The 23,433-nt window shown below is 69.0% G+C and carries 23 protein-coding genes and 1 pseudogene; 11 read left to right on the forward strand and 13 right to left on the reverse strand.

Features of this window, described 5'->3' with window-relative positions; all coding sequences use genetic code 11:
* Positions 1-102: 102 nt before the first annotated feature.
* The 4 genes from QE454_RS10370 to QE454_RS10385 all read right to left on the reverse strand — a co-directional run bounded on the left by QE454_RS10370 (position 103) and on the right by QE454_RS10385 (position 3,991).
* A complete protein-coding gene (locus QE454_RS10370; RefSeq protein WP_307455623.1) occupies positions 103-231 on the reverse strand; it encodes a hypothetical protein in 129 nt (42 codons plus the stop codon).
* A gap of 139 nt (positions 232-370) precedes the next feature.
* Complete coding sequence (locus QE454_RS10375; RefSeq protein ID WP_307455620.1) at positions 371-1,249, reverse strand: ABC transporter permease; 879 nt, start codon at positions 1,247-1,249, stop codon at positions 371-373.
* A complete protein-coding gene (locus QE454_RS10380) occupies positions 1,246-2,145 on the reverse strand; it encodes an ABC transporter ATP-binding protein (RefSeq protein ID WP_307455618.1) in 900 nt (299 codons plus the stop codon). The genes QE454_RS10375 and QE454_RS10380 overlap by 4 nt, the downstream gene beginning before the upstream one ends.
* 346 nt (positions 2,146-2,491) lie before the next feature.
* Positions 2,492-3,991 (reverse strand): amino acid permease, encoded by a 1,500-nt coding sequence (locus QE454_RS10385; RefSeq protein ID WP_307455616.1) that lies wholly within the window; start codon positions 3,989-3,991, stop codon positions 2,492-2,494.
* Positions 3,992-4,160: 169 nt separating this feature from the next.
* On the opposite strand from QE454_RS10385, the gene QE454_RS10390 reads away from it, so the two are divergent.
* The gene (locus tag QE454_RS10390; RefSeq protein ID WP_144785634.1) at positions 4,161-4,508 is read left to right on the forward strand and encodes an Lsr2 family protein; all 348 of its coding nucleotides are present in this window, start codon (positions 4,161-4,163) and stop codon (positions 4,506-4,508) included.
* A 210-nt stretch (positions 4,509-4,718) separates the two neighbouring features.
* Positions 4,719-5,057: an Lsr2 family protein gene (locus QE454_RS10395; protein ID WP_210073916.1), complete on the forward strand. Its 339-nt coding sequence runs from the start codon at positions 4,719-4,721 to the stop codon at positions 5,055-5,057.
* Between the two features lie 67 nt (positions 5,058-5,124).
* Here QE454_RS10395 and QE454_RS10400 read toward each other — a convergent pair whose 3' ends face one another.
* The gene (locus QE454_RS10400; RefSeq protein ID WP_307455611.1) at positions 5,125-6,198 is read right to left on the reverse strand and encodes a Glu/Leu/Phe/Val dehydrogenase family protein; all 1,074 of its coding nucleotides are present in this window, start codon (positions 6,196-6,198) and stop codon (positions 5,125-5,127) included.
* A 162-nt stretch (positions 6,199-6,360) separates the two neighbouring features.
* Between QE454_RS10400 and QE454_RS10405 the strand changes: the two genes are divergently transcribed.
* A complete protein-coding gene (locus QE454_RS10405; RefSeq protein ID WP_307455610.1) occupies positions 6,361-6,837 on the forward strand; it encodes a YbaK/EbsC family protein in 477 nt (158 codons plus the stop codon).
* A 50-nt stretch (positions 6,838-6,887) separates the two neighbouring features.
* Here the strand turns inward: QE454_RS10405 and QE454_RS10410 are convergent.
* Positions 6,888-7,662 (reverse strand): annotated as a pseudogene (locus QE454_RS10410) (IclR family transcriptional regulator).
* A 61-nt stretch (positions 7,663-7,723) separates the two neighbouring features.
* Between QE454_RS10410 and hutH the strand changes: the two are divergent.
* The 3 genes from hutH to hutI are packed head-to-tail and all read left to right on the forward strand — an operon-like array spanning position 7,724 to position 12,285.
* A complete protein-coding gene (hutH, locus tag QE454_RS10415; RefSeq protein ID WP_309668629.1) occupies positions 7,724-9,262 on the forward strand; it encodes a histidine ammonia-lyase in 1,539 nt (512 codons plus the stop codon).
* Positions 9,263-9,301: 39 nt separating this feature from the next.
* On the forward strand, positions 9,302-11,071 hold the full coding sequence (hutU, locus tag QE454_RS10420) for a urocanate hydratase (protein ID WP_307455608.1): 1,770 nt from the start codon (positions 9,302-9,304) through the stop codon (positions 11,069-11,071).
* Positions 11,068-12,285 carry an imidazolonepropionase gene (gene hutI, locus QE454_RS10425; protein ID WP_307455605.1) on the forward strand — a complete coding sequence of 406 codons (1,218 nt, stop codon included), beginning with the start codon at positions 11,068-11,070 and terminating at the stop codon, positions 12,283-12,285. The genes hutU and hutI overlap by 4 nt, the downstream gene beginning before the upstream one ends.
* Here the strand turns inward: hutI and QE454_RS10430 are convergent.
* The 6 genes from QE454_RS10430 to QE454_RS10455 form a co-directional block, all read right to left on the reverse strand.
* On the reverse strand, positions 12,275-12,739 hold the full coding sequence (locus QE454_RS10430) for a histidine phosphatase family protein (RefSeq protein ID WP_307455603.1): 465 nt from the start codon (positions 12,737-12,739) through the stop codon (positions 12,275-12,277). The genes hutI and QE454_RS10430 overlap by 11 nt on opposite strands.
* Positions 12,736-13,740: an arginase family protein gene (locus QE454_RS10435; protein ID WP_307455601.1), complete on the reverse strand. Its 1,005-nt coding sequence runs from the start codon at positions 13,738-13,740 to the stop codon at positions 12,736-12,738. Before QE454_RS10435 ends, QE454_RS10430 begins: the two co-directional genes overlap by 4 nt.
* Complete coding sequence (locus tag QE454_RS10440) at positions 13,737-14,087, reverse strand: gamma-glutamylcyclotransferase family protein (protein WP_307455599.1); 351 nt, start codon at positions 14,085-14,087, stop codon at positions 13,737-13,739. The genes QE454_RS10435 and QE454_RS10440 overlap by 4 nt, the downstream gene beginning before the upstream one ends.
* A 76-nt stretch (positions 14,088-14,163) precedes the next feature.
* A complete protein-coding gene (locus QE454_RS10445; protein WP_210073934.1) occupies positions 14,164-15,438 on the reverse strand; it encodes a DUF445 domain-containing protein in 1,275 nt (424 codons plus the stop codon).
* Entirely contained in the window at positions 15,438-16,598 is a 1,161-nt protein-coding gene (locus tag QE454_RS10450; protein ID WP_307455594.1) for an acyl-CoA dehydrogenase family protein, read from the reverse strand. The genes QE454_RS10445 and QE454_RS10450 overlap by 1 nt, the downstream gene beginning before the upstream one ends.
* Before the next feature lie 75 nt (positions 16,599-16,673).
* On the reverse strand, positions 16,674-17,426 hold the full coding sequence (locus QE454_RS10455) for an alpha/beta fold hydrolase (RefSeq protein WP_307455593.1): 753 nt from the start codon (positions 17,424-17,426) through the stop codon (positions 16,674-16,676).
* Between the two features lie 72 nt (positions 17,427-17,498).
* Between QE454_RS10455 and QE454_RS10460 the strand changes: the two genes are divergently transcribed.
* Positions 17,499-17,903 (forward strand): pilus assembly protein CpaE, encoded by a 405-nt coding sequence (locus tag QE454_RS10460; RefSeq protein WP_307455591.1) that lies wholly within the window; start codon positions 17,499-17,501, stop codon positions 17,901-17,903.
* A gap of 51 nt (positions 17,904-17,954) precedes the next feature.
* Here QE454_RS10460 and QE454_RS10465 read toward each other — a convergent pair whose 3' ends face one another.
* Positions 17,955-19,160, reverse strand: a complete 1,206-nt coding sequence (locus QE454_RS10465) for an MFS transporter (protein WP_307455588.1) — start codon at positions 19,158-19,160, stop codon at positions 17,955-17,957.
* A 386-nt stretch (positions 19,161-19,546) separates the two neighbouring features.
* Here QE454_RS10465 and nrdH point away from each other — a divergent pair, with 386 nt between their 5' ends.
* The 4 genes from nrdH to nrdF are packed head-to-tail and all read left to right on the forward strand — an operon-like array spanning position 19,547 to position 23,400.
* Complete coding sequence (gene nrdH, locus QE454_RS10470) at positions 19,547-19,780, forward strand: glutaredoxin-like protein NrdH (RefSeq protein WP_058625194.1); 234 nt, start codon at positions 19,547-19,549, stop codon at positions 19,778-19,780.
* A gap of 28 nt (positions 19,781-19,808) precedes the next feature.
* The gene (gene nrdI / locus QE454_RS10475; RefSeq protein WP_115920929.1) at positions 19,809-20,249 is read left to right on the forward strand and encodes a class Ib ribonucleoside-diphosphate reductase assembly flavoprotein NrdI; all 441 of its coding nucleotides are present in this window, start codon (positions 19,809-19,811) and stop codon (positions 20,247-20,249) included.
* A complete protein-coding gene (gene nrdE / locus QE454_RS10480; protein WP_210073944.1) occupies positions 20,231-22,387 on the forward strand; it encodes a class 1b ribonucleoside-diphosphate reductase subunit alpha in 2,157 nt (718 codons plus the stop codon). The genes nrdI and nrdE overlap by 19 nt, the downstream gene beginning before the upstream one ends.
* Positions 22,388-22,425: 38 nt before the next feature.
* The gene (gene nrdF, locus QE454_RS10485) at positions 22,426-23,400 is read left to right on the forward strand and encodes a class 1b ribonucleoside-diphosphate reductase subunit beta (RefSeq protein ID WP_074696716.1); all 975 of its coding nucleotides are present in this window, start codon (positions 22,426-22,428) and stop codon (positions 23,398-23,400) included.
* The last annotated feature ends 33 nt before the right edge of the window (positions 23,401-23,433 follow it).

The raw sequence follows: 23,433 nt of genomic DNA on the forward strand, positions 1-23,433 counted from the left end.
GATGGCGTCGACGACCTCCGCTCGCACGGCGACGGCCGTCGTGCCGCCCATGGGAATCGCGGAGGCCGCCCGACCACCCGGGTGGGTATCGCCCGGGGCGGTTCAGTGCGGGTCGGCGGCGTTGAGCTGGCGCACCGTCTCGGCGTAGCGCCCCTCGGCTTCGGCCCGGCGCAGGAACCCGAGACGCTCGACCTGCACCTCGGTCACGTCGGGCTGCTCGCGGATCGTCATCGCTTCATCCGCGAAGTCTTCCAGGTTCATGACGACGGAACGAGGAGTCGGGCCCGGGCCCGAGGGTTGTTCGAACGCGATTGAGGCGTTCCTGCTCTCGGCTACCTTGGGACCGCGAACGCCCGGAACGTACCCGTGATCACCGGATCCTCATCGACAGTCGCCAGGACCCGAGGGCGGTGAACATCACGACCACGCACAGCAAAGCGGCGATGGCGATACCTGCTGTGACGTCGAGGTCGCCGACTCGCGCTGTCACGCCGTAAAAGGCGGAGACGGCGTCGACGGCGAGAGGTTGGCCGTTGGTCACGGCGTCGAGAGCCGGAGCGGTCATTGGCTGCCGAATAAGCATGGCGGCTTGCGCGAAAGGCAGAGCGTTCAGGACCTGCACGACACCGGCGGGGAGGGTGCCCGCGGGAATGTATGCGCCGGCCAGGAATCCGATGATTGTGCCGACCACTGTGGAGAGGGCGGCGAAGGCCCCTGACGTGCGGATGAAGGTCACCACGAAGCTCGACATTGCCGCGTACGTGAGGCACGACAGAGCAACGCGGCCGAAGGCGGTGGCGATCTGTTCCGGGTTGAGTGCCGCGTGGCCTTGCGCGAGCAAGTAGAGCTGGCCGGCGAGGAAGACGATCGCCGTCATAGTCACGGAGATGAGGAAGCTGGATGCCAGATAGCCGAGGATCAGCTCGACGCGACGTACGGGCGAGACGACGAAGTCGCTGAAGCGTCCGCTCGCACGGTCGTCGACGAAGACGGACAACGCCGCCAGCGGCGTCGTCACGGTGACGATCATTGTGATTCCCGCAAAAACCCAGGAGGTCACGAACCACCGGATGTCGCCGACGCTCGCGGTCGGCAGACTCTCGGTCAGGTTGTCGACCTGGAGGTTGCCGAGGAAGAGCGCGTAGAGCCCGATGAGGATGAGGGCCGAGAGGAGCGAGAAGAACACGCCCGCGCGGTCACGAAAGAAGAGTCGGAGGTTGCGGCTGGTGAGTGCGGCGACGGAGGTCATGCGATGCGTCCTCCGGTGACCTCGAGGAACACGTCGTCCATCGTCCCGTGGCGGAACTCGAAGTCGTCGATGGCCGTGTTGTCGAGGAGCGCGCGAGCCTGGTCGGCGGAGTCCACGTGTACGCGGACGTCGTTCTCGGTGACGTCGGTTCGCAGCCCCCGCTGCTCGAAGGTCTGGGCGAGACCGGCGAGGTCGCGGCCCCGAACGGTGAGGATACTTCGGCTGTGGCGTGCGCGAAGCTCGGCAGGAGTGCCTTCCGCGGCGATCTCACCGCGCGCCAGGATGCACACACGGTCCGCGCGCTCGGTCTCTTCCATGTAGTGCGTCGTGAGGAAGACCGTGGTGCCGTGTTCGGCGCGGAGGCGACCGATCGTCGACCAGATCCGTTCGCGGGATTGGGGGTCGAGCCCGGAGGTGGGCTCGTCGAGGAAGACGACGGAGGGGCGGTGCAGGATCGCTCGCGCAATATCGGCGCGACGTTTCTGTCCCCCCGAGAGGCGCCCGTAGCGTTGGTCGAGGAACGAGTCGAGTCCGACAAGCGGCGTGAGCTCGGCGATGCGCGTCACCGTGTCGCGTCGCGTCATCCCATACAGACGAGCGCGTACCGAGAGGTTCTCGCGCACGCTCAGGAGGGGATCCAGCAGCGATTGCTGGAAGACGGCGCCGATCGAGCGTCGGACCGCGGCTGCCTCGGTGATGGTGTCATGACCGCACACGCGGATGGTTCCCGCGGTGGGTCTGAGCGTGGTCGTGATGCAGCCGATAGTGGTGCTCTTTCCCGCGCCGTTCGCGCCGAGAAAGGCGAAGAACGCACCGGCGGAGACCTCGAGCGAGAGATCGCGGACGGCGATGACGGGGCCGTAGGTCTTGCGCAGGTGCGCGATACTGACCGTCACGCTGGGGCTTCGCGACGATAGCCTGCGGGCGTCGGTCGGACGTTCTCCGTCGTGCGAAACGGATGGCATGGATCCATGCGGTTACCGTACGGCTCCACTCCCAACTGCCACGAGCAAAAGCGCCGAACCTCACCCGCGGATACGCCCCACGCGCGGAGGGGCCGATCTATCGCATAGTGAAGTACAGCCGTTAATTCACCCGCAGCGTGAATTTCCACTCTCCGAGCGCACCGCGCAGCGGTCAGGTGCTCAGGTGCGTCCGGTAGATGCGGCGCTCAAAACGACGGATGCCACGCTCCCCAGCGTTCTGAGAACGACGGGGCGTGGCATCCGGTGACTACTGCGGTTACTCCTTCGGCGGCGAGACCACTCGAGGCGCGGTCGGGCCGAGCGGGGCGCCCGTTCCGACGCGCGCGTGGCTCCGCGAGTAGGCGAAGTAGATCGCGAAGCCCAGGGCCAGCCAGATGAGGAAGCGCAGCCACGTCTCGACCGACAGGTTGAGCATGAGGTAGGTGCAGATGAGTGCCGAGAGGATCGGCAGCACCGGACTCCACGGCACGCGGAAACCGCGCTTGAGGTCGGGGCGCTTCCGGCGGAGCACGATCACGCCGATCGAAACCAGGACGAACGCGGAGAGCGTTCCGATGTTGACCATCTCTTCCAGCACGCCGATGGGCGTGACACCGGCCACGATCGCGACGATGACGGTGACGAGGATCGAGATGACCCACGGGGTGCGGAGGCGCGGGTGCACCTTGGCGAGGGCACCGGGGAGCAGGCGGTCACGCGACATCGCGAAGATGATGCGGGTCGCACCGATCATCAGCGTCAGCACCACGGTGGTGAGACCGGCGACGGCGCCCGCGGCGATGACGGTGGCCATCCACGTCTGACCGTGGAACGCGAAAGCGTTGGCGAGGGCCGCAGAGGGGTTCAGCTCGGAGTAGGGCACCATGCCGGTGACGACGATCGCGACGGCGCAATAGAGGATCGTGCAGATGATGAGCGAGGCGATGATGCCGATCGGCAGGTCGCGCTGGGGGCGCTTGGTCTCTTCGGCCGTCGTCGCCACCACATCGAAACCGATGTAGGCGAAGAACACCAGAGCGGCACCGGCCAGGATGCCACCCACGCCGAAGGTGGCGGGCTGCAGTCCCGAGAGGAATTGCAGGAGCGGCTGGGTGAGCCCGGACGCCGACTCGGTCGGCACGGAGTCCGGCACGAAGGGGCTGTAGTTGGCCGGGTTGATGAACATGATGCCCGCGATGATCACGAAGAGCACGATGAAGAGCTTGACGGCCACGAGAACGAGGTTCACCCGCAGGGATTCCTTGATGCCGAGGGTCATCAGCCCACCGAGCACCAGGACGAGCAGGATCGCCGGAAGGTCGACGACACCGCCGTACGAGATCTCCGGGGGAAGGATGATGCCCAGCTGCTGGAGGAAGGTGCCGAGGTAAGCACTCCACCCCTGGGCGACGACGCTCGCGCCGAGGAACATCTCGAGAATGAGGTCCCACCCGATGATCCAGGCGAACAGCTCACCGAGAGAGGCATACGAAAAGGTGTACGCCGATCCCGAAACGGGGACGGTCGAGGCGAACTCGGCGTAACACATGGCCGCCAGACCACAGGCGATCGCCGCGATGATGAAGCTGATCACCACGGCGGGACCGGCGACGTCATGGGCGGCTCGACCGGTCAGAGTGAAGATGCCCGCACCGATAACGACGCCGACGCCGAAGACGGTCAGATCGACGGCGCTGAGGGATTTCTTGAGGCGGAACTCGGGCTCATCGGTGTCGGCGATGGATTGCTCCACCGACTTGGTACGGAAAAGACTCACGCGACGCATCCTCTGTCTCGAGTGGGTCCTGGGAGCGAACACCACCCGTGGAGGATAGTCCCCCGACGGCGGTCGTGCCTATCTCGCGGCGCGCTGGACACCCGGTGCTTTTACCGGAGAGGACTTATGCGGGAAATTCATTGAATGCGGGTGTAAGGTTTTTCGTATTATGGCTATGAAGCACATCACGCACCTCGTCGACGACCTCGACGGCTCCGTTCTCGAAGACGGGCAGGGAAAGCAGATCACCTTCTCCGTCGAAGGTCGCGCTTACGAGATCGACCTCTCCGACCGCAATGCCGACAAGTTCTACTCGGCGATCGCTCCGTTCGTGGATGCCGCTCGCTCGGTGTCCCGTGGCAATTCGGCCGCGCGTCGGCCCCGGGCCGCTCGCCGTTCGAATGACGTCGATCTCGGAGCCGTCCGGGAATGGGCGCGCGCGAACGGCCACACGGTCAGCGACCGCGGCCGCGTTCCCGCCACCATTCTCGACGCGTACGCCGAGGCGAATTCCTGATCTTCGGTCCCGATCCTCTCGGCCGGATGTGAGAGCACCGGCCGAGAGGATTCCCGCGTTCGCCAGACCGTCTCGACCAAAGCCGCCGAACCCGCAGAGAATCGCGGAACGGTCGGTCGGCGGTCGGGGCCGGTGAAAGCAGGCGAGCTGGCGGGTGAAATTTGAAAGCGTGGCCCGGAATGCGCCTCGTCGGCGGCATATGGTCGCGGCATGGCGAAAAAGCACATCACGCAGACGATCGATGATCTCGACGGATCGGTCATCGAAGACGGAACCACTCTGACCTTCTCTCTGGAAGGGCGTTCCTACGAGATCGATCTGTCTCCCCAGAATGCCGAGATACTGCGCGACGCGTTTCGGCCGTTCATTTCCGCCGCACGACCGATCGGGTCGTCTCCGGCCACCCCTCGACGCACTCCCCGGGGACGCGCCATTCCCACCCGCGATTTGATCGACGTGCGATCGTGGGCGCAGAAGAATGGTTTCCCCATCAATGATCGGGGACGCATCTCCGCTACCGTTCTCGCGGCCTACGACGCCGCTCACTGACGTTCTCGAACAAAAGAACCGGATGCCGCGCGAGCGGCATCCGGTTCTTCTTCTTTCCCGCCGCGATCTAGACGAGCGCGGTGCGACCTGCGCCCGCGGCGAGTCGCTCGGCGGCGAGCCCCTCCGCAGCGGCGAGCGGGGTCACGCCCCGGCTCGCGGCTTCGTCGAACACGCGGCGGACGGTGTCGCCGATCCCGGCGACGCGACCCATGATCTCGTCGAGAGTGCCGCGCTGCTTGGCCACCAGGTCGAGATAGATGACCCCTCCGGCGTTGACCACGAAGTCGGGGGCGTAGAGGATGCCGCGGGCCGCGAGCCGGTCGGCACCGGAGCGGTCGGCCAGCGGGTTGTTCGCGGGCCCGCACACGGCACGGGCGTCGAGGGCGTCGATCACCTCGTCGGTGAGGACGCCGCCGATGCCCGCGGGGACGAAGACATCGGCGGGGATGAGGTGCGCCTCGCTCGGCTCGACCCACGACGCGCCCAGTTCGGCGGCGAGGGCGCGCTTGGCGGGGTTCACGTCGGTGACGGTGAGGACGGCGTTCTCGGCGGTGAGGCGCTCGGCGAGGCGTCCGCCGACCTGCCCGAGGCCGGCGATCGTGATCCGGCGATCGGCGACGTCACCCGTGCCGACGGCGCGTTCGAGGGTCGCGATGAGAGAGGCGTAGACGCCGAGGCTCGTCGGGCCCGCGGGCTCGCCCGAGCCGCCCACGGTGTCGGGCAGGCCGACGACGTGCGGGGTGCGCTCGCTCACGACGAGCATGTCCTCGGTCGTCGAGCCCACGTCTTCGGCGGTGCGGTACAGGCCACCGAGACTGTCGACGGCGTCACCGAGGTCGAGGAAGGCGGCACGACGCCGGTCGGCGTCGAGGACGGTGCCCTCGGACAGGCCGATGACGGACTTGCCGCCTCCGGCGTCGAGACCGGCAGCGGCGTTCTTGAGCGTCATCGCCGCCGAGAGGCGGAGAGCGTCACCGAGCGCGTCGGTCCACGAGGGGTACGTCCACAGTCGTGCACCGCCGAGAGCGGGGCCGAGGACCGAGGAGTGGAGCGCCACGGCGACGAGCAGACCGCTGCGTCGCCCCGTGATCACCTCCACGCGTTCGTGCGTGAAATCGGGCAGGGGCAGAGCGTTGGTCATCGCGTTCCTTGTCGTCGGCCGCCTTGTGGGCAGCGCTTGTCGGGGGCCGCGGCGTTGCGGCATCCGGCATCCATTCTGACGGCTCGCCCCGCGCCGCGCGAGCGAGGTCTCGGCGCGCTCGGCGAAGGCACGCGAACCCGCACGCTTGTCTAGGCTGACGGGATGACCGATGCCCTCCCTGCCCGCAGCCGTCTCGTCGCCGCGTCGTTGACAGCGGCGGGGATCGCGGGTCGAATCGTCGTGCTCCCGGATGCCGCGTCCACCGCGGCCCTCGCGGCCGCGGCCCTGGGGGTCGAGGTCGGGGCGATCGCGAACAGCCTCGTGTTCTGGAGCGACGACGAACCCCTGCTCGTGATGACCAGCGGCGCGCACCGCGTCGACACGGGGGCTCTGGCCGGGCGGCTCGGACGGGAGAGCATCCGACGGGCCACTCCCGAGCAGGTGCTGGCCGCCACCGGGCAGCCCATCGGGGGAGTGGCCCCGACCGGGCACCCGCACCCGCTGACCACGGTCGTCGACGAGGATCTCGCCGCGTTTCCCGAGATCTGGGCGGCGGGCGGCACGCCACACACGGTCTTCCCACTGACGTTCGACGAGCTGGTGCGGCTGACGGGCGGCGCGGTGACGCGGGTCGCCTGAGATCTCGTCGCTGTCCGCGGCGCGGGGCCGTGCGGCCCACCGGCGACGTCTCAGGCCGGTCGGCCGATGCGGCGCGCGAGCTCGGCGGCGATTCCGGATGCCGCGGACGCCAGCGACTGCGCATCGTGCTCGGGCCCATCGGCGGGCCAGGTGATCGCCACGGCCGCGGCGGGCCACCCCGCGTGGTCGAGGACGGCGGCGGCCACCGACCGGAAACCCGGTGTGACCTCGCCGTTCTCGCTGGCGTGGCCGGCGGCGCGCACCTCGCGCAGCACGTCGCGCAGTTCGCGCGGGGTCGCGGGGCCCAGACCGTGGCGCTGTGTGAGGGCCGTGGCATCCGGGAACAGAGCCCGGACCTGCTCGCGGGGGAGAGCCGCGAGCATGGCGCGACCCGTCGCGGTGAGGTGCGCGGGAAGGCGGACGCCGACGTCGGTCACGAGCGCGGGACGGCGCGGGGCGCGCTCCTCGACGATGTAGAGCACGTCGCGCCCCGGCCAGCACGGCGAGGTGCGCCGATTCGCCGACGCGGTCGGACATGCCCGCGAGCAGGGGGCGTCCGAGGCGAGCGAGAGGCTGTTGTCGGGCGTATCCGCCGCCGAGCTCGAACGCGGCCGTTCCCAAGCCCCAGCGCCGATCGCCGGGCAGGTGCACCACGTAGCCGTGCTGCTCGAGGGTCGCGAGCAGGTGGTAGGTGCTGGACCGGGGGATTCCGAGCGCGCTCGCGATGGATTGCGCGGCCATCGGACCCGGCTGCCGCGCGAGCAGCGAGAGGATCCGCAGCGTCTGATCGGCGGCGGGAACCTGGGGGCGCGGATTGTCTGGCATGACAGACACAGGATGCCAGAACCCCCGCCCCCCGCGGCACGAGACGCGGTGGAATCGCCGTATGAACACGAGCGTGACCGTCGGAGCAGCCCCCCTCACCCCGCGCGACGTCGTCGCCGTCGCCCGCCTCGGCGCCCGGGTCGACGTGGACGCCGACGCCCTGCAGCGGGTGGCCGACACGCGCGCGCTCATCGAGGGCCTCGCCGACGACCCGCAGCCGCACTACGGCATCTCGACCGGTTTCGGCGCCCTCGCGACCACCTTCATCACCGAAGACCGCCGCGCCCAGCTGCAGTCGAGCCTCATCCGCTCGCACGCCGCCGGGACCGGCGCCGAGGTCGAGCGCGAGGTCGTCCGCGCGCTCATGCTGCTGCGCCTGCATACCCTGGCCACCGGGCGTACCGGTGTGCGTCCCGTCGTCGTCGAGACCTACGCCGCCCTGCTGAACACGGGGATCACGCCCGTGGTGCGCGAGTACGGCTCGCTCGGATGCTCCGGCGATCTCGCCCCCCTGTCGCACGTCGCCCTGGCGGTCATGGGTGAGGGCGAGGTGCGCGACGGTTCCGGGAACCTCCGGCCGGCCGCCGAAGCCCTCGCCACCGCGGGGATCGAACCCGTCGCCCTGCGCGAGAAAGAGGGCCTCGCCCTCATCAACGGTACCGACGGCATGCTCGGCATGCTGCTGCTGGCGCTGCACGACCTCGAGATGCTGCTGACCACGGCCGATGTCTCGGCGGCGATCTCGATCGAATCGCAGCTCGGAACGGATGCCGTGTTCGCCGCCGACCTCATGGCGCTGCGTCCGCAGTTCGGTCAGGCCGACTCGGCGGCGAACCTCCGCGCGTTCCTCGCCGACTCGCCGATCGTCGCGAGCCACCGCGGCCCCGAGTGCACGCGCGTTCAGGACGCGTACTCGCTGCGCTGCACTCCCCAGGTGCACGGCGCCGCCCGCGACACGATGACGCACGCCGCCCTGGTCGCCGATCGCGAGTTGGCATCGGCCGTCGACAATCCCGTCGTCACGCTCGACGGGCGCGTCGAGTCCAACGGCAACTTCCACGGCGCGCCCGTCGCCTACGTGCTCGACTTCCTCGCCATCGCGGTGGCCGACGTGGCGTCGATGTCGGAGCGCCGCACCGATCGCGCCCTCGATGTCTCGCGCAGCAACGGGCTTCCCCCTTTCCTCGCCGATGAGGTCGGGGTCGACTCGGGCTTGATGATCGCGCAGTACGCCGCCGCGGGCATCGTGTCGGAGCTCAAACGTCTCGCCGCCCCCGCGTCGGTCGACTCGATCCCCTCGAGCGCCATGCAGGAAGACCACGTCTCGATGGGCTGGGCCGGCGCCCGCAAGCTCCGCCGGGCGATCGACGGACTCGCTCGGGTGCTCGCGATCGAAGTGCTCACCGGATGCCGTGCCCTCGACCTGCGCGCCCCGCTCCAGCCCGCGCCGGTCACCGGAGCCGTTCGCGACCTCGTCCGCGAGCGCGTGCAGGGCCCCGGTCCCGACCGGTTCGTCTCGCCCGAGATCGAGGCCGTGACCGAGCTCGTCGCTTCGGGAGCGGTGGCTCGCACCGCTCGCGCCGTCGCCCCTCGCGCGTAGAGCGCGGCTGTTCCCGCCCCGATCGAAGGAGATCCCGCCATGACCGACACGACAGCATCGCCCTCGACGGCCTCCGGCGCCCACGCCTCGGAGCGAGACGCGTCGGCCGTCGTCTCGACCCCCGACGCCGCGACCGCGCCGCGGGCCGGGGCCACGGCATCCGGCTCCCGCCCTCCGATCCGCGCGCCGCGCGGAGCCCAGCGCACCGCGAAGAGCTGGGGCGCCGAGGCGGCCAAGCGCATGCTCATGAACAACCTCGATCCCGAGGTCGCCGAGCGGCCCGACGACCTCGTCGTCTACGGCGGCACCGGAAAGGCTGCGCGGTCGTGGGCGGCATACGACGCGATCGTGCGCACCCTCGACGAGATCGAGCCCGACGAGACCCTGCTCGTGCAATCGGGCAAGCCCGTAGGCGTCTTCCGCACGCACGAGTGGGCACCGCGCGTGCTCATCGCCAACTCGAACCTCGTGGGTGACTGGGCGACGTGGCCCGAGTTCCGCCGCCTCGAGGAACTCGGGCTGACGATGTACGGACAGATGACCGCCGGCTCGTGGATCTACATCGGCACCCAGGGGATTCTGCAGGGCACGTACGAGACCTTCGCGGCGGTGGCTCGCTCCCTCGGTCGCGAGTCGCTCGCGGGGACCGTGACCCTCACCGCCGGATGCGGCGGGATGGGCGGGGCACAGCCTCTGGCGGTGACGATGAACGGCGGGGCGGTGCTCATCGTCGACGTCGACCGCGCGCGGCTCGACCGACGCGTCGCCCACGGCTACCTCGACGAGGTCGCTCTCGATCTCGACTCCGCGATCGAGCGGGTGACCGCGGCGCGTGAGGCGGGTGAAGCGCTGTCGGTCGGCGTCGAAGGGAACGCGGCCGAGGTCTTCCCGGAGGTGCGGGCCCGCGGCATCCGGATCGACATCGTCACCGACCAGACGAGCGCGCACGACCCCCTGTCGTACCTGCCCGTCGGGACGCCGGTCGACCGGTGGCAGGCCGAGGCCGGGCGCGACCCCGAGGATTTCACCCGCCGCTCGCGCGAGAGCATGGCGGCGCACGTGAAGGCGATGGTGGAGTTCCAGGATGCGGGAGCCGCGGTCTTCGACTACGGCAACTCGATCCGACGCGAGGCCGAGCTCGGCGGGTACGATCGGGCCTTCGCCTTTCCGGGGTTCGTGCCGGCGTACATCCGTCCGCTCTTCGCCGAGGGCAAGGGGCCCTTCCGGTGGGTCGCGCTGTCCGGGGATCCCGAGGACATCGCCAAGACCGACCGCGCGGTGGCCGAGCTCTTCCCCGAAGATGCCGCCCTGCACCGCTGGCTCGAGAAGGCCGGCGAGCAGGTGCACTTCGAGGGGCTGCCGGCGCGGATCTGCTGGCTCGGCTACCAGGAGCGCCACCTCGCGGGGCTGAAGTTCAACGAGATGGTGGCCTCCGGCGAGCTCTCGGGGCCCATCGTGATCGGTCGCGATCACCTCGACGCGGGCTCCGTCGCCTCGCCCTATCGCGAGACCGAGGCAATGGCCGACGGCTCGGATGCGATCGCCGACTGGCCGCTGCTGAACGCCCTGCTCAACACGGCGAGCGGTGCCTCATGGGTGTCACTGCATCACGGAGGGGGCGTCGGGATCGGCCGGAGCATCCACGCGGGGCAGGTGTGCGTCGCGGACGGCACGGAGCTGGCGGCCGATAAGCTCGCGCGCGTGCTCGTGAACGACCCCGGAACGGGCGTCATGCGACACGTGGATGCCGGATACGACCGCGCCCGCGAGGTGGCGGCCGAGCGCGGGCTCACGGTGCCGATGCCATGAGCGCTCCGGCACCGGGCGGTATCGGCCCCGCGGGCGACCTCTTGCTGACGAACATCGGGGAGCTGACGACGAACGTCGCCGTCGACGGTGACCCGTGCGGGACGGTGCGGGATGCGGCCGTGCTCGTCCGCGGCGGGCACGTGGTGTGGGCGGGTCCTTCGGACCGGGTTCCGGACGCCGGCGGAGGGGTCGACGTCGTCGACGCCGGGGGGCGCGCGGTGATCCCGGGCTTCGTCGACAGTCACACGCACCTCGTCTTCGGCGGCGACCGCGCGGCGGAGTTCGCCGCACGCATGGCGGGGGAGCCGTACGCGGCGGGCGGCATCCGCACGACGGTGGCGGCAACCCGAGCGGCATCCGAAGACGAACTTCGCCAGTGGCTCCGGGAGTTCGTCGGAGAGTGTCGGTCCCAGGGGACGACGACGCTCGAGATCAAGACCGGGTACGGCCTCGACGTTGCGACCGAGACGCGTCTTGCGCGGCTGGCCGCGGAGGTGACGGACGAGGTCACCTTCCTCGGCGCACACGTCGTCGCACCGGAGTTCGCGGGGCGGGCTGACGACTACGTCGATCTCGTCGTGGGACCGATGCTCGACGCCGTCGCGCCGCACGCGCGGTGGGTCGACGTCTTCTGCGAGGCCGGGGCCTTCACGCCCGCACAGAGCCGGCGTGTGCTCGAGGCGGGGAGGGCGAAGGGGCTCGGGATCCGGGTGCACGGGAACCAGCTCGGCTACGGCGCGGGGGCGGCACTGGCCGTCGCGATGGGTGCGGCCGCGGTCGATCACTGCACCTTCCTGACGGACGACGACGTCATCGCGCTCGCCGGCTCTGAAACCGTCGCGACCCTGTTGCCGGGCGTGGAGTTCTCGACCCGGCAGCCCTACCCCGATGCGCGGCGTCTGCTCGCAGCCGGCGTGACGCTCGCCCTCGCGAGCGACTGCAACCCGGGGTCGAGCTTCACCAGCTCGATGCCCCTCATGATCGCCCTCGCCGTCCGCGAGATGGGGATGACACCGGCCGAGGCCGTGTGGGCAGCCACGGCCGGCGGGGCGCGCGCGTTGCGTCGCACCGACGTCGGCGTGATCGAGCCCGGCGCCAAGGCGGATCTCGTGCTGCTCGACGCGCCGTCGCGGGTGCACCTGGCCTACCGGCCGGGAGTACCGCTCGTGCGACGGGTGTGGAAGGACGGGCGGATCGCCGGGCCTACGGGGTGACGAGCTCGAACTCGTCGGGAGGGGTGGCGTCGACGTCGTCCCAGGTGCCCTCGTGCCAGGTGAAGATCGCCACGGCGCACGTGACCATGCGCTCGTCGCGATCGGCCAGGCGTGAGACGAGCGCGCTCATCCCGGGGTCGTGCGCCACGACCATGACCTCGTCGACTCCGGCGGCGCGCGCCGCGGCCAGCACCTGTGCGGGATCGGCGAGGTAGAGCTCCGCCTGCTCGGTGATCTCGGCGTCGAAGACGCGGGCGAACGCCTCGGCCGTCTGCCGAGCACGCAGCGCGGTGCTGGAGAGGATCGCCTCGGGTCGGACGCCCTTGCGCGCGATCGTGCGGGCCATCGCCGGGGCGTCGCGCAGGCCGCGGTGGTTCAGGGGGCGGTCGTGGTCGGCGAGGCCTTCATCGGCCCAGTCCGATTTCGCGTGTCGCGCGAGGACGAGTTGGATCATCGTCTTTCCGCCAATCCTGCCAAGAGCTCGAGTACGCACAGTGCGGCGAGTCGCACGGTGCGGGCGTCGGGGGCGTCCGCCGTGGCATCCACTTCGACGACGTCGGCGCTGATGACGCCGGGGTCTCGAGCGAGCGCGCGGACGAGGGCCCGCAGCTCCCAGGCGGCGAGACCGCCGGGAACGCTCGCGGGGCAGCCGGGGGCGACCGAGCGGTCGCACACATCGACGTCGATGTCGAGGTGGATGCCGGGGGACGAGGCTCCGACCCCCGGGAACGCGAACCGGCCGGCGGCCGGTCCGTCGGGGGGAGAGGCGGCCGACTCGCTGCCGACGACGGTGAGGGGTCCGTCGCCCGGCCGATCGACCGGCCGGCCCGCCGCGACTCTCAGCGCCTCGGCGACGACCTCGGCGATGCCGCGTCGGCGCACCTCGTCGAGCGTGATGACGGTGATGCCGGCGTCGAGAGCGCGCCGGGCGTAGGCAGCCGAGTTGGCGAAGTCGGCGATGCCGATCTGCACGATGCGCCGGGGGTCGAGGCCGTCGGCGATCAGCCGTCGCACGGGGGAGCCGTTGGATTCCCCGTCGCGGAGGTCGAAGTGCGCGTCGAGGGTGATCAGGCCACCCGCTCCGCGCCCCTGGGCCACCGCGTAGGTGGCGGAGTTGTCGCCACCGAGAGCGACGACGAGCCGGGCCGCGGACAGGTCCGCCACGGCGGCGCGCACGCGCGCTTCTCCCTCGCGGCCGTCGGGGTCGTGCACGTCACCGGCGTCGGCGATGCGGAGCGCGGCGTTCAGGTCGACGGGCGGCGGTCCGAGCAGAGTCGGCGAGAAGCGGCGGAGCGCCTCGCGGACGGCGGCGGGGGTCGCCGCTGCTCCGGTGGGAGAGAGCGACGTGCGCCAGGCGGGAACGCCGAGCAGGACGGCATCCGGGATCGTCGTGCCGTGGGGTGCGGGCCAGTCCCCGGCACGGGGCCACAAAGGATCGACGGACAGGGCGCTCATGCGGCCAGGTACACCCAGGCGCGGACACCGCTGACGAGAACGACCGAGGCGCGGCGGTAGAGCGACACCTCGTACTCGTCGGCGGCGTCGAGTTCTTCCGGCGTCAGGAGCAGCACGCGACCGAAGACGCGATCTCGCGCGTCGTCGGTGCGACGGAGGATCGGATGACGGTCGAGACCCGAGAGCTGGGCGACGTGGTCGTCGGCGATGTCGGTCCACTCGAGCCGGTACCCGGCCAGGGCGTCCTCGGCACCCTCGACACGGTGGCCGAAGGTGTCGAGCTGCACGTCGGGCAGCTGGAGCGTCCCATACGTGAAGAGGGACTCCATGTCCGAAGCGTCGCTCACGCGCACCAGGCTACTCACGCACCGAGGGCGCCGGGCGGCGCGAGCGTGATGATTCGGCCAGCGATTGCGCGAATCGTCATGATCCCCACACCAGATGCGCGACGGTGAAGATCACCAGCCCTGCGAGAGCGCCGACGATCGTGCCGTTCAAGCGGATGTACTGCAGGTCGCGGCCGACCATGAGCTCGATCTTCTCGGTGGTCTCTTCGGCATCCCACCGCTCCACGGTGTCGGTGATGATCGAGGCGATGTCGTGCCGATAACGACCGACGACGAAGACCGCCGCGTCGGTGACCCAGCCGTCGACGCGCTTCTGCAGCGCAGCGTCGCGTTGCAGGCGGCCGCCGACCTCGGCCAGGGCGGCGGCGGCGCGGCGACGCAGAGCGCTCTCGGGGTCGGCGAGCGACCGCAACAGGCCGGCCTTGGCGGTGTTCCAGGCGTCGGCGGCGAGCTGCCGTACGCGCGGGCTGTCGAACACCGCGGCCTTGGCCTCTTCGAGGCGCACCATCGTCGCGGGATCGTGCTGCAAGCTGTCGGCGAGGCGGCCGAGGTAGCCGTCTATCGCCCCGCGTGCCTGGTGGCTCGGGTCGGCCCGCACGGCGTCGACGAATTGCACGGCCTCCCGATAGACGGTGTCGTCGACGAGGCGCGCCGCCATACTCGGGACCCACGACGGAAGCCGCCGCGAGACGAGCCCCTGGAACGTGTCGCGGTTGTTGCCGAGCCATACCGCGATGTTGTCGAGGGCGAGGTCGACGGCGCCGTGGTGGGCGCCCGAGCCGACGACGCGTTCGAGCCAGCCGCCGAGGGAGGGACCCCAGTCGGGCGAGAGCAGGTGCTCGCGGGCGAGGTCTTCGATCAAGCCCTGCACGTCGTCGTCGCTGAGCGCGGTGAGGACGCTCGAGGCGAGCGTCGCCCCCTCGGCCGCGACACGATCGGCGTGGGCGGGGACGGCCAGCCAGGCTCCGGCGCGAGCCGACAGGGGCGTCGATTCGAGCTTGGTCCGTACGACGTCGCCCTCGAGGAAGTTCGTCTCGACGAACTCGCCCAGCTGCCGCCCGATCTCGTCTTTGCGTCGGGGGATGATCGCCGTGTGGGGGATCGGCAGCCCGAGCGGGTGGCGGAAGAGTGCGGTGACCGCGAACCAGTCGGCGAGGGCACCGACCATTCCGCCCTCGGCCGCGGCCCGCACGTACTGCAACCACTCGACCTCGCGCTGCAGCGAGAACGAGACGGCGAAGACGATGGCCATCGCGAGGAGCGCGCCCAGTGCCACGCCCTTCATCACGCGGAGGGCGCGGCGGCGCTCCTGATCGGCCGGGCTCAGCGCGCGGGTGGGCGTGCGCGCCATCACGCGGTCACCGGCCCGAGCCAGGCGGCCGCGGCGGTCGAGTGCGCGGACTCGGAGTCGGAGGGGTGGAACATGCCGGCGAGCACGTCGCGGTACAGGCGGCTCAGTTCGTTGTGCGAGAAGTACGCCGAGCCGCCGCCGACGAGGATCGCGTCGTCGACGACCTCTTTCGCCATGGCGACCGCGCGGTACTTCACGCCGGAGAGCAGGGTGAACCACCGACCACCGTGGTCGACCAGGGTGTCCACGTCGGAGGCCAGCGAGGCGAGCTGCGGCGGAAGCGCGTCGTAAGCGAGCGCCATGTCGGCCACGCGCCACCGGATGTCGGGGTCGTTGGCGTAGGTCGTGCCCGTCTTCTTCGACCGCCGCGAGGTCGCGGCTGCGACGGCCAGGTCGAGCGCGCGTCGCGCGATGCCGGTGTACACCGAGGCCAAGAGGATCTCGAAGACGGCGAAGATGCCGAACACGAGCGGATCGGGCTGAGGGCCCGGGTCGATCCGACGCACGATGCGGTCGGCGGGAGCGTGGGCCCCGCGCAGTTCGGTCGTGCGGCTCTGCGTGCCGCGCATGCCCAGGGTGTCCCAGTCGTCGTGGGCGACGACGTCGTCGCTGCGGTCCAGGAACGCGAACACCATCTTCGGTCCGTCGGCCGAGGTCTCGTCGAGCCCGTGCACGCCCAAGTGGTCCCACACGGGGGAGAGCGAGGTGAAGATCTTGGTCCCCGTGAACGTGTAGCCGCCGTCGCCATCGGGGCGGGCTTCGGTGTCGCTGCCGAAGAGCACGAGATCGTTGCCGGCCTCGCTGATGCCGAAGGCGAAGACCTCTCCTGCCGCAGCGCCCCGCTGGACGTGCTCGAGATCGTTCATGCCGCGGTCGCTCAGGACCTTCGCGACCCCCGTCCACACCAGATGCATGTTGACGGCCAGGGCGGTCGCCGGGGCCGCGCCCGCGAGACGCTGCTGCAGGAGCGACGCCTCGGCGAGGCTCAGCCCCGCGCCACCGAGGTCGGATGGCACCAGGATGCCGAGGTACCCGGCCGCTCGGAGCTCGTCGAGGTCGTCGTGCGGGAAGGTGTTCTCGCGGTCGTGCACGACGGCGCGCTCACGAATGCGCGCGAGCAGGTCGTCGGGCAGGTACCGAGCCGGGTCGAACGAGGTCATGGCATCCATTCTGCTCGGCACCGCCGACATTGCGTGCGGGGGTGGCATCGCGCCGCACATCGCGTATGCGCGGCGTCAGCGGAGGGCGTGCAGGACCGCCGCGGCGGCGGCCTCGGGGCGATCGCGATGCGGGGAGTGCCCGGCGCCCTCGATGACGCTCATCGTCATGACCGGGTTCCGGAGCACCTCGGCCGCGAGCTCGCCCGTGAAGATCGAGTGCACGGCCGGGTCGGCGCCCACCACGTGCGTCGGCACCGTGAGAGAGGCCGCGGCGGAGCGCACGTCCCACACGGCGTTCTGCAGACTCGTCTGCTCGACCGCCCAGCGGCTCGCGCGCTGCGTCGCCCGCGCCTTCAACTCGACGTCGATCGGATGCCATTCGGGATGCGCCGCGCGCACGGCCTCGATGCTCGGGTCGGCGAACGACTGCTCCTGACTCACGCGTACGACCTCGCGGTCGTCCTCCGACAGGGCGATGGCCGGGTCGATGAGCACGAGCCGGCGGGTCCAAGCGGGACGCTGAGCCGCGGCGAGCGTCGACGACGCACCGCCGAGCGAGTGACCGACGACCGCGTCCCACGCTCCGCCGCTCGCGGGCGTCGTGCCGATCAGATCCGCCGCGTACGACGACAGGCGGTAGTCGAGGGTGCGCGGGGCGTCACCGTGGCCGCGGAGGTCCACCGCGACCGCGTGCCACCCGGCGTCGGCCAGCGCCACGCCGTAGCGCCACATGAGCGCGCCGTCGGAACCGAGTCCGTGGGCGAGCAGCGCTTGCGGTCCGTGCGGGTCGCCCCACGACAGTCGGGGGAGGGTCACGGGTGTCGACATGGCATCCATCTTGCTCCGTCCACGCGCACGACAGGCGACCGGCCGTCACAGAACGCCCCCAGAATGGATGCCATGATCTCGACCGAGTTGGCCCAGGCCCTGCGCGAGGCGGGATTGGTGTGGCATCCGCTCTCCGGTGACCGCTTTCAGCTCGACGAGCCGGAGTTCGAAGCCGACATCTTCACCGTGAGCGACATGACGGTGGAGCCGCGCGATTACCCCACCGGTCGGATCCTCGCTTTCAACGGCACGACGGAGTGGGCGCTCGACTCCGTCGCCACCGAAGACGCGTTGTGGCTGCCCTCCGAGTCGCAACTGCGCGAGATGCTGCGTTCGACCTTCCGCTCTCTGCGACGTCTCTCCGACACCTACGAGGTCGAGATCTCGGTCGGCGGCTCGACCCTGGTGTTCGACCACCCGGCACCGGCGGACGCGTACGCGCTCGCGGTGCTCGAGCTCTTGCGGCGCACGCACTGATCCGCGGCTCGGGCGGTTCGGGCGCGGGATGCCGATCGCCCCGGCATCCGCTCAGGTGATGGTGTGCACCGGCTCGGTGTCGGGGATGGGGCTCGCGTCGCGGTGCCGCAGATCCGGGAAGCCGCGCACGAACACCGCGGCGACCACGAAGCCGACCAGGGCGAAGCCTGCGGCGGCGATGTACGCACCGGTGGGGCCGACGCCGTCGACGAGGAAGCCGGCCACCGCGGAGCCCGCGGCGGCACCGATGAGCTGGCCGGTACCGATCCAGCCGTAGGCCTCGGCGGTCTCGCTGAAGCGGACGCTGGCAGAGGTCATCGCGAACATCACCGCGAGGGCCGGCGCGATACCGGCGCCGGCGACGAGGAGGGTGGCGCCGATCCACCACGCGTTGAGCGAGAAGATCGTGAGCGAGAGACCGAGGGCCACGATCGCGAAGCGGCGCGCCATGGCCCAGGGGCCGATGGGGATGTGACCGAACGACAGTCCGCCGGCGAGACTGCCGACGGCGAAGACGGCGAGGATGAGGCCGGCCTCGAGGCCGCCGTGGTCGAAGGTGGCCACGACGCCCGCCTCGACGGCCGAGCAGGCGCCGATGAGGAGGAAACCGGTCGCGGTGGCGAGGATGACCGGCGGCTTGGCGAGCACGCGGCCGAGGCCGCGGCGGCTGCGCGGGATGCGCACGCGGCCGACCTCGGGACTGAGGATGAACCACGCCCCGCCCCCGAGAAGGATGATCACGACGAGGAGCAGACCCGGGACGGTGCCGACCTGCGTCGCGACCAGGGTGATGAGCACGGGCGCGAAGACCCAGATGATCTCTTGCAGCGACGCGTCGAGCGAGTACAGCGGGGTGAGCCGCTGGGAGTTGACCATCTTGGGATAGATGGTGCGAACGGCCGACTGCACCGGAGGGGTCGACAAGCCGGCGATGAGGCCGAGCACCATGTAGAGGGGCAGCGGCATCTCGATGAGGGCGAGGGTTGCGATCGCGGCCGCGCACACGAGAAGCGTCACGGTGAGGACGCGCCGCATACCCCAGATGCCCATCCAGCGACTGGTGACCGGGCCCGCGACGGCCTGGCCGATGCTCGTGGCGGCCAGCACCAGCCCCGCCGCTCCATAGGAACCCGTGACGTGTTCGATGTGGAGGAGCACCGCGAGGCTGGTCATGCCGTTGGGGAAACGCGCCGTCAACTGTGCGGCGATGATGCGCCCCACGCCAGGGGTTTTGAGGAGTTCGCGGTAGCCGGCCACCGGATAACGCTACAGCCGACCTCCGACATGCGCCGAGGCGTCCTCGTACCGTCTCGCTGCGACACGCCGCGACACGCCCTCGAGCGAATTCGCCCGCCTGTGCAATGTCGGACCCCCCGTCTACCGTCCGACCTGTGGACAGACATCGACCGATCCCGCCAAATCCGCGGAATCGCGCCCGTCGACAACGTTCCGCAAGGGGTGCGATCTGTGGATGAAATCGTGGACAACCTGTGTTGTACATGGGGAGAGACGGTGGAAAATCACATCGCTGTAACTACTACCCCTTGTGGTGCCTTCCGATGTCCGTCCCCATATGTAGTATTGAGGTCCCGGCTGGCCCTGCCCGGCCGGACACAGATTTTCCAGGGGAGAGAGAGAACGACATGGCGATCACGGTCTACACCAAGCCGTCCTGCGTCCAGTGCACCGCGACCTACCGTGCGCTCGACTCGAAGGGCATCGAGTACAACGTGCTCGACCTGTCCGAAGACCCGTCGGCGCTCGAGCAGGTCAAGTCGCTCGGGTACCTTCAGGCACCCGTCGTCGTCACCGACGAGGACCACTGGTCGGGCTTCCGTCCCGACAAGATCGACGAGCTCGCTTCGCGCCTCGCCTGATCCGGCGACAGGCTCTCAGACCTCCGTCATGAGCACTGTCTTGTCGGCGACCGAAGCTCCGCTGCTGGTCTACTTCTCGAGCGTGTCGGGCAACACCGCACGTTTCATCGAGAAGCTCGGCAAGCGGGCCGTGCGCATTCCGCTCCGGCCGACCGATCCGCCCCTTCACATCGACGAACCCTTCGTGCTGGTCACCCCCACTTACGGTGGGGGTGCCGGTCGGGGCGTCGAGAAGGGCGCGGTCCCCAAGCAGGTCATCCGATTCCTCAACGAGGAGCGGAACCGACGCAACATCCGCGGTGTCATCGCCGCGGGAAACACGAACTTCGGCGACGCGTTCTGCCTCGCCGGCGACATCATCGCGCGCAAATGCGGGGTGCCGCACCTGTACCGGCTAGAAGTTTTCGGCACCCCCGACGATGTCGAGCGGGTCAACGAGGGATTGGAACGATGGTGGAAGTTGAGCTGACCGACGTGGACTTCAAGACCGAAGCGCGGTTCGAGGGGCTGGATTACCACGCCCTCAACGCGATGCTGAATCTGTACGACGCGGACGGCAAGATCCAGTTCGACGCCGACAAGCGTGCCGCACGCGAGTACTTCCTGCAGCACGTGAACCAGAACACGGTGTTCTTCCACTCGCTCAAGGAGCGTCTCGACTACCTCGTCGAGAAGGAGTACTACGAGCCGACCGTGCTCGAGAAGTACTCGATGGACTTCATCCAGGAGCTCAACGACCGTGCCTACGGCGCGAAGTTCCGCTTCGAGACCTTCCTCGGCGCGTTCAAGTACTACACGAGCTACACGCTCAAGACCTTCGACGGAAAGCGCTACCTCGAGCGCTTCGAGGACCGCGTCGTCATGACCGCCCTCGCCCTCGCCGACGGCGACCCCCGTCTCGCCGTCCAGCTGGTCGACGAGATCATCTCGGGCCGCTTCCAGCCGGCCACCCCCACCTTCCTCAACGCGGGCAAGGCGCAGCGCGGCGAGCTCGTGTCGTGCTTCCTGCTCCGCATCGAAGACAACATGGAGTCGATCGCTCGCGGCATCAACTCCGCTCTGCAGCTGTCGAAGCGCGGCGGCGGCGTGGCCCTGCTGCTGTCGAACATCCGCGAGGCGGGTGCTCCGATCAAGCAGATCGAGAACCAGTCTTCCGGCATCATCCCCGTCATGAAGCTGCTCGAAGACAGCTTCAGCTACGCCAACCAGCTCGGCGCGCGTCAGGGTGCCGGCGCGGTGTACCTCAACGCCCACCACCCCGACATCCTGCGCTTCCTCGACACCAAGCGCGAGAACGCCGACGAGAAGATCCGCATCAAGACGCTGTCGCTGGGTGTCGTCATCCCCGACATCACGTTCGAGCTCGCCAAGAACGGCGAGGACATGTACCTCTTCTCGCCGTACGACGTCGAGAAGGTCTACGGCAAGCCGTTCGGCGACATCTCGGTCACCGAGAAGTACCGCGAGATGGTCGATGACCCGCGCATCAAGAAGACGAAGATCAACGCGCGCGAGTTCTTCCAGACCCTCGCCGAGATCCAGTTCGAGTCGGGCTACCCGTACATCATGTTCGAGGACACGGTGAACAAGGCCAACCCGATCGCCGGTCGCATCAACATGTCGAACTTGTGCTCGGAGATCCTGCAGGTCAACACGCCGACCACGTACAACGAGGACCTCTCGTACGACACCATCGGCAAGGACATCTCCTGCAACCTCGGCTCGATGAACATCGCTCTCGCGATGGACGGCGGCGACCTCGGCCTCACGGTCGAGACCGCGATCCGCGCCCTCACCGCCGTCAGCGTGCAGAGCCACATCGCCTCGGTCCGCTCGATCGAAGACGGCAACGACCGCTCGCACGCCATCGGCCTCGGCCAGATGAACCTGCACGGCTACCTCGCTCGTGAGCACGTCTACTACGGCTCCGAAGAGGGCATCGACTTCACGAACATCTACTTCTACACGGTGCTGTTCCACGCGCTGCGTGCGTCGAACCGCCTTGCGATCGAGCGCGGCACCGCGTTCGACGGCTTCGAGAACTCCACCTACGCGTCGGGCGAGTTCTTCGACAAGTACACCGACCAGGTGTGGGCGCCCGAGACGGCCAAGGCCAAGGAGCTGTTCGCGAACGTCCAGATCCCCACGCAGGACGACTGGCGCGAACTCAAGGCGTCCGTGCAGGCGCACGGTATCTACAACCAGAACCTGCAGGCGGTGCCCCCGACCGGCTCGATCTCGTACATCAACAACTCCACGAGCTCGATCCACCCGATCGCCTCGAAGATCGAGATCCGCAAGGAAGGCAAGCTCGGTCGCGTCTACTACCCGGCTCCGTTCATGACGAACGAGAACCTGGAGTACTACCAGGACGCCTACGAGATCGGCTACGAGAAGGTCATCGACACGTACGCCGCCGCGACGCAGCACGTCGACCAGGGCCTGTCGCTGACGCTGTTCTTCAAGGACACCGTCACCACCCGCGACATCAACAAGGCCCAGATCTACGCGTGGCGCAAGGGCATCAAGACCATCTACTACATCCGTCTGCGTCAGCTGGCGCTCGAGGGCACCGACATGACCGAGTGCGTCTCGTGCATGCTCTGAGCCACTGACACCTCATCGATCAAGGACACAGGAACGACATGGCTGAGAAGCTGCAGTTGCTGAACCACGTGCAGGCCATCAACTGGAACCGCATCCAGGACGACAAGGACCTCGAGGTCTGGAACCGTCTCGTGAACAACTTCTGGCTGCCCGAGAAGGTGCCGCTGTCGAACGACATCCAGTCGTGGAACACGCTCACCCCCGAGGAGCAGACGCTGACGATGCGCGTGTTCACGGGGCTCACGCTCCTCGACACGATCCAGGGCACGGTCGGCGCCGTCTCGCTCATCCCCGACGCGATCACCCCGCACGAGGAAGCCGTCTACACGAACATCGCGTTCATGGAGTCGGTGCACGCGAAGAGCTACTCGTCGATCTTCTCGACGCTGTGCTCGACGAAGGAGATCGACGAGGCCTTCCGCTGGTCGACCGAGAACGAGTTCCTTCAGAAGAAGGCGCGCATCGTCATGGACTACTACCGTGGCGATGACCCGCTCAAGCGCAAGGTCGCCTCGACCCTGCTCGAGTCGTTCCTGTTCTACTCGGGCTTCTACCTGCCGATGCACTGGTCGAGCCGCGCGAAGCTCACCAACACGGCCGACCTGATCCGCCTCATCATCCGCGACGAGGCCGTTCACGGGTACTACATCGGCTACAAGTTCCAGCGCGGTCTCGAGACGGTCGACCAGGCCCGTCGCGACGACATCAAGGACTACACGTTTTCGCTGATGTACGAGCTCTACGACAACGAGGTGGGCTACACGCAGAGCCTGTACGACTCGGTCGGACTGAGCGAAGACGTGAAGAAGTTCCTTCACTACAACGCGAACAAGGCGCTCATGAACCTCGGCTACGAGGCGATGTTCCCCGCGTCGGTCACGAACGTGAACCCCGCGATCCTCTCGGCCCTCTCGCCGAACGCCGACGAGAACCACGACTTCTTCAGTGGCTCGGGCTCGTCGTACGTCATCGGCAAGGCCGAGGCGACCGAGGACGACGACTGGGACTTCTGAGCCCGCAGGTGGGCCGAAGCTAGCAGGAGGAGC

This window comes from Microbacterium sp. SORGH_AS_0454, from assembly GCF_031453395.1.
Classification (GTDB): Bacteria; Actinomycetota; Actinomycetes; order Actinomycetales; family Microbacteriaceae; genus Microbacterium.

Coding starts and splice junctions, on each gene's coding strand:
- QE454_RS10370 (WP_307455623.1), bottom strand. CDS start 231: ATGACGATCCGCGAGCAGCCCGACGTGACCGAGGTGCAGGTCGAGCGT.
- QE454_RS10375 (WP_307455620.1), bottom strand. CDS start 1,249: ATGACCTCCGTCGCCGCACTCACCAGCCGCAACCTCCGACTCTTCTTT.
- QE454_RS10390 (WP_144785634.1), top strand. CDS start 4,161: ATGGCTATGAAGCACATCACGCACCTCGTCGACGACCTCGACGGCTCC.
- QE454_RS10395 (WP_210073916.1), top strand. CDS start 4,719: ATGGCGAAAAAGCACATCACGCAGACGATCGATGATCTCGACGGATCG.
- QE454_RS10400 (WP_307455611.1), bottom strand. CDS start 6,198: ATGACCAACGCTCTGCCCCTGCCCGATTTCACGCACGAACGCGTGGAG.
- QE454_RS10405 (WP_307455610.1), top strand. CDS start 6,361: ATGACCGATGCCCTCCCTGCCCGCAGCCGTCTCGTCGCCGCGTCGTTG.
- hutH (WP_309668629.1), top strand. CDS start 7,724: ATGAACACGAGCGTGACCGTCGGAGCAGCCCCCCTCACCCCGCGCGAC.
- hutU (WP_307455608.1), top strand. CDS start 9,302: ATGACCGACACGACAGCATCGCCCTCGACGGCCTCCGGCGCCCACGCC.
- hutI (WP_307455605.1), top strand. CDS start 11,068: ATGAGCGCTCCGGCACCGGGCGGTATCGGCCCCGCGGGCGACCTCTTG.
- QE454_RS10430 (WP_307455603.1), bottom strand. CDS start 12,739: ATGATCCAACTCGTCCTCGCGCGACACGCGAAATCGGACTGGGCCGAT.
- QE454_RS10435 (WP_307455601.1), bottom strand. CDS start 13,740: ATGAGCGCCCTGTCCGTCGATCCTTTGTGGCCCCGTGCCGGGGACTGG.
- QE454_RS10445 (WP_210073934.1), bottom strand. CDS start 15,438: ATGGCGCGCACGCCCACCCGCGCGCTGAGCCCGGCCGATCAGGAGCGC.
- QE454_RS10450 (WP_307455594.1), bottom strand. CDS start 16,598: ATGACCTCGTTCGACCCGGCTCGGTACCTGCCCGACGACCTGCTCGCG.
- QE454_RS10455 (WP_307455593.1), bottom strand. CDS start 17,426: ATGTCGACACCCGTGACCCTCCCCCGACTGTCGTGGGGCGACCCGCAC.
- QE454_RS10460 (WP_307455591.1), top strand. CDS start 17,499: ATGATCTCGACCGAGTTGGCCCAGGCCCTGCGCGAGGCGGGATTGGTG.
- nrdH (WP_058625194.1), top strand. CDS start 19,547: ATGGCGATCACGGTCTACACCAAGCCGTCCTGCGTCCAGTGCACCGCG.
- nrdI (WP_115920929.1), top strand. CDS start 19,809: ATGAGCACTGTCTTGTCGGCGACCGAAGCTCCGCTGCTGGTCTACTTC.
- nrdE (WP_210073944.1), top strand. CDS start 20,231: ATGGTGGAAGTTGAGCTGACCGACGTGGACTTCAAGACCGAAGCGCGG.
- nrdF (WP_074696716.1), top strand. CDS start 22,426: ATGGCTGAGAAGCTGCAGTTGCTGAACCACGTGCAGGCCATCAACTGG.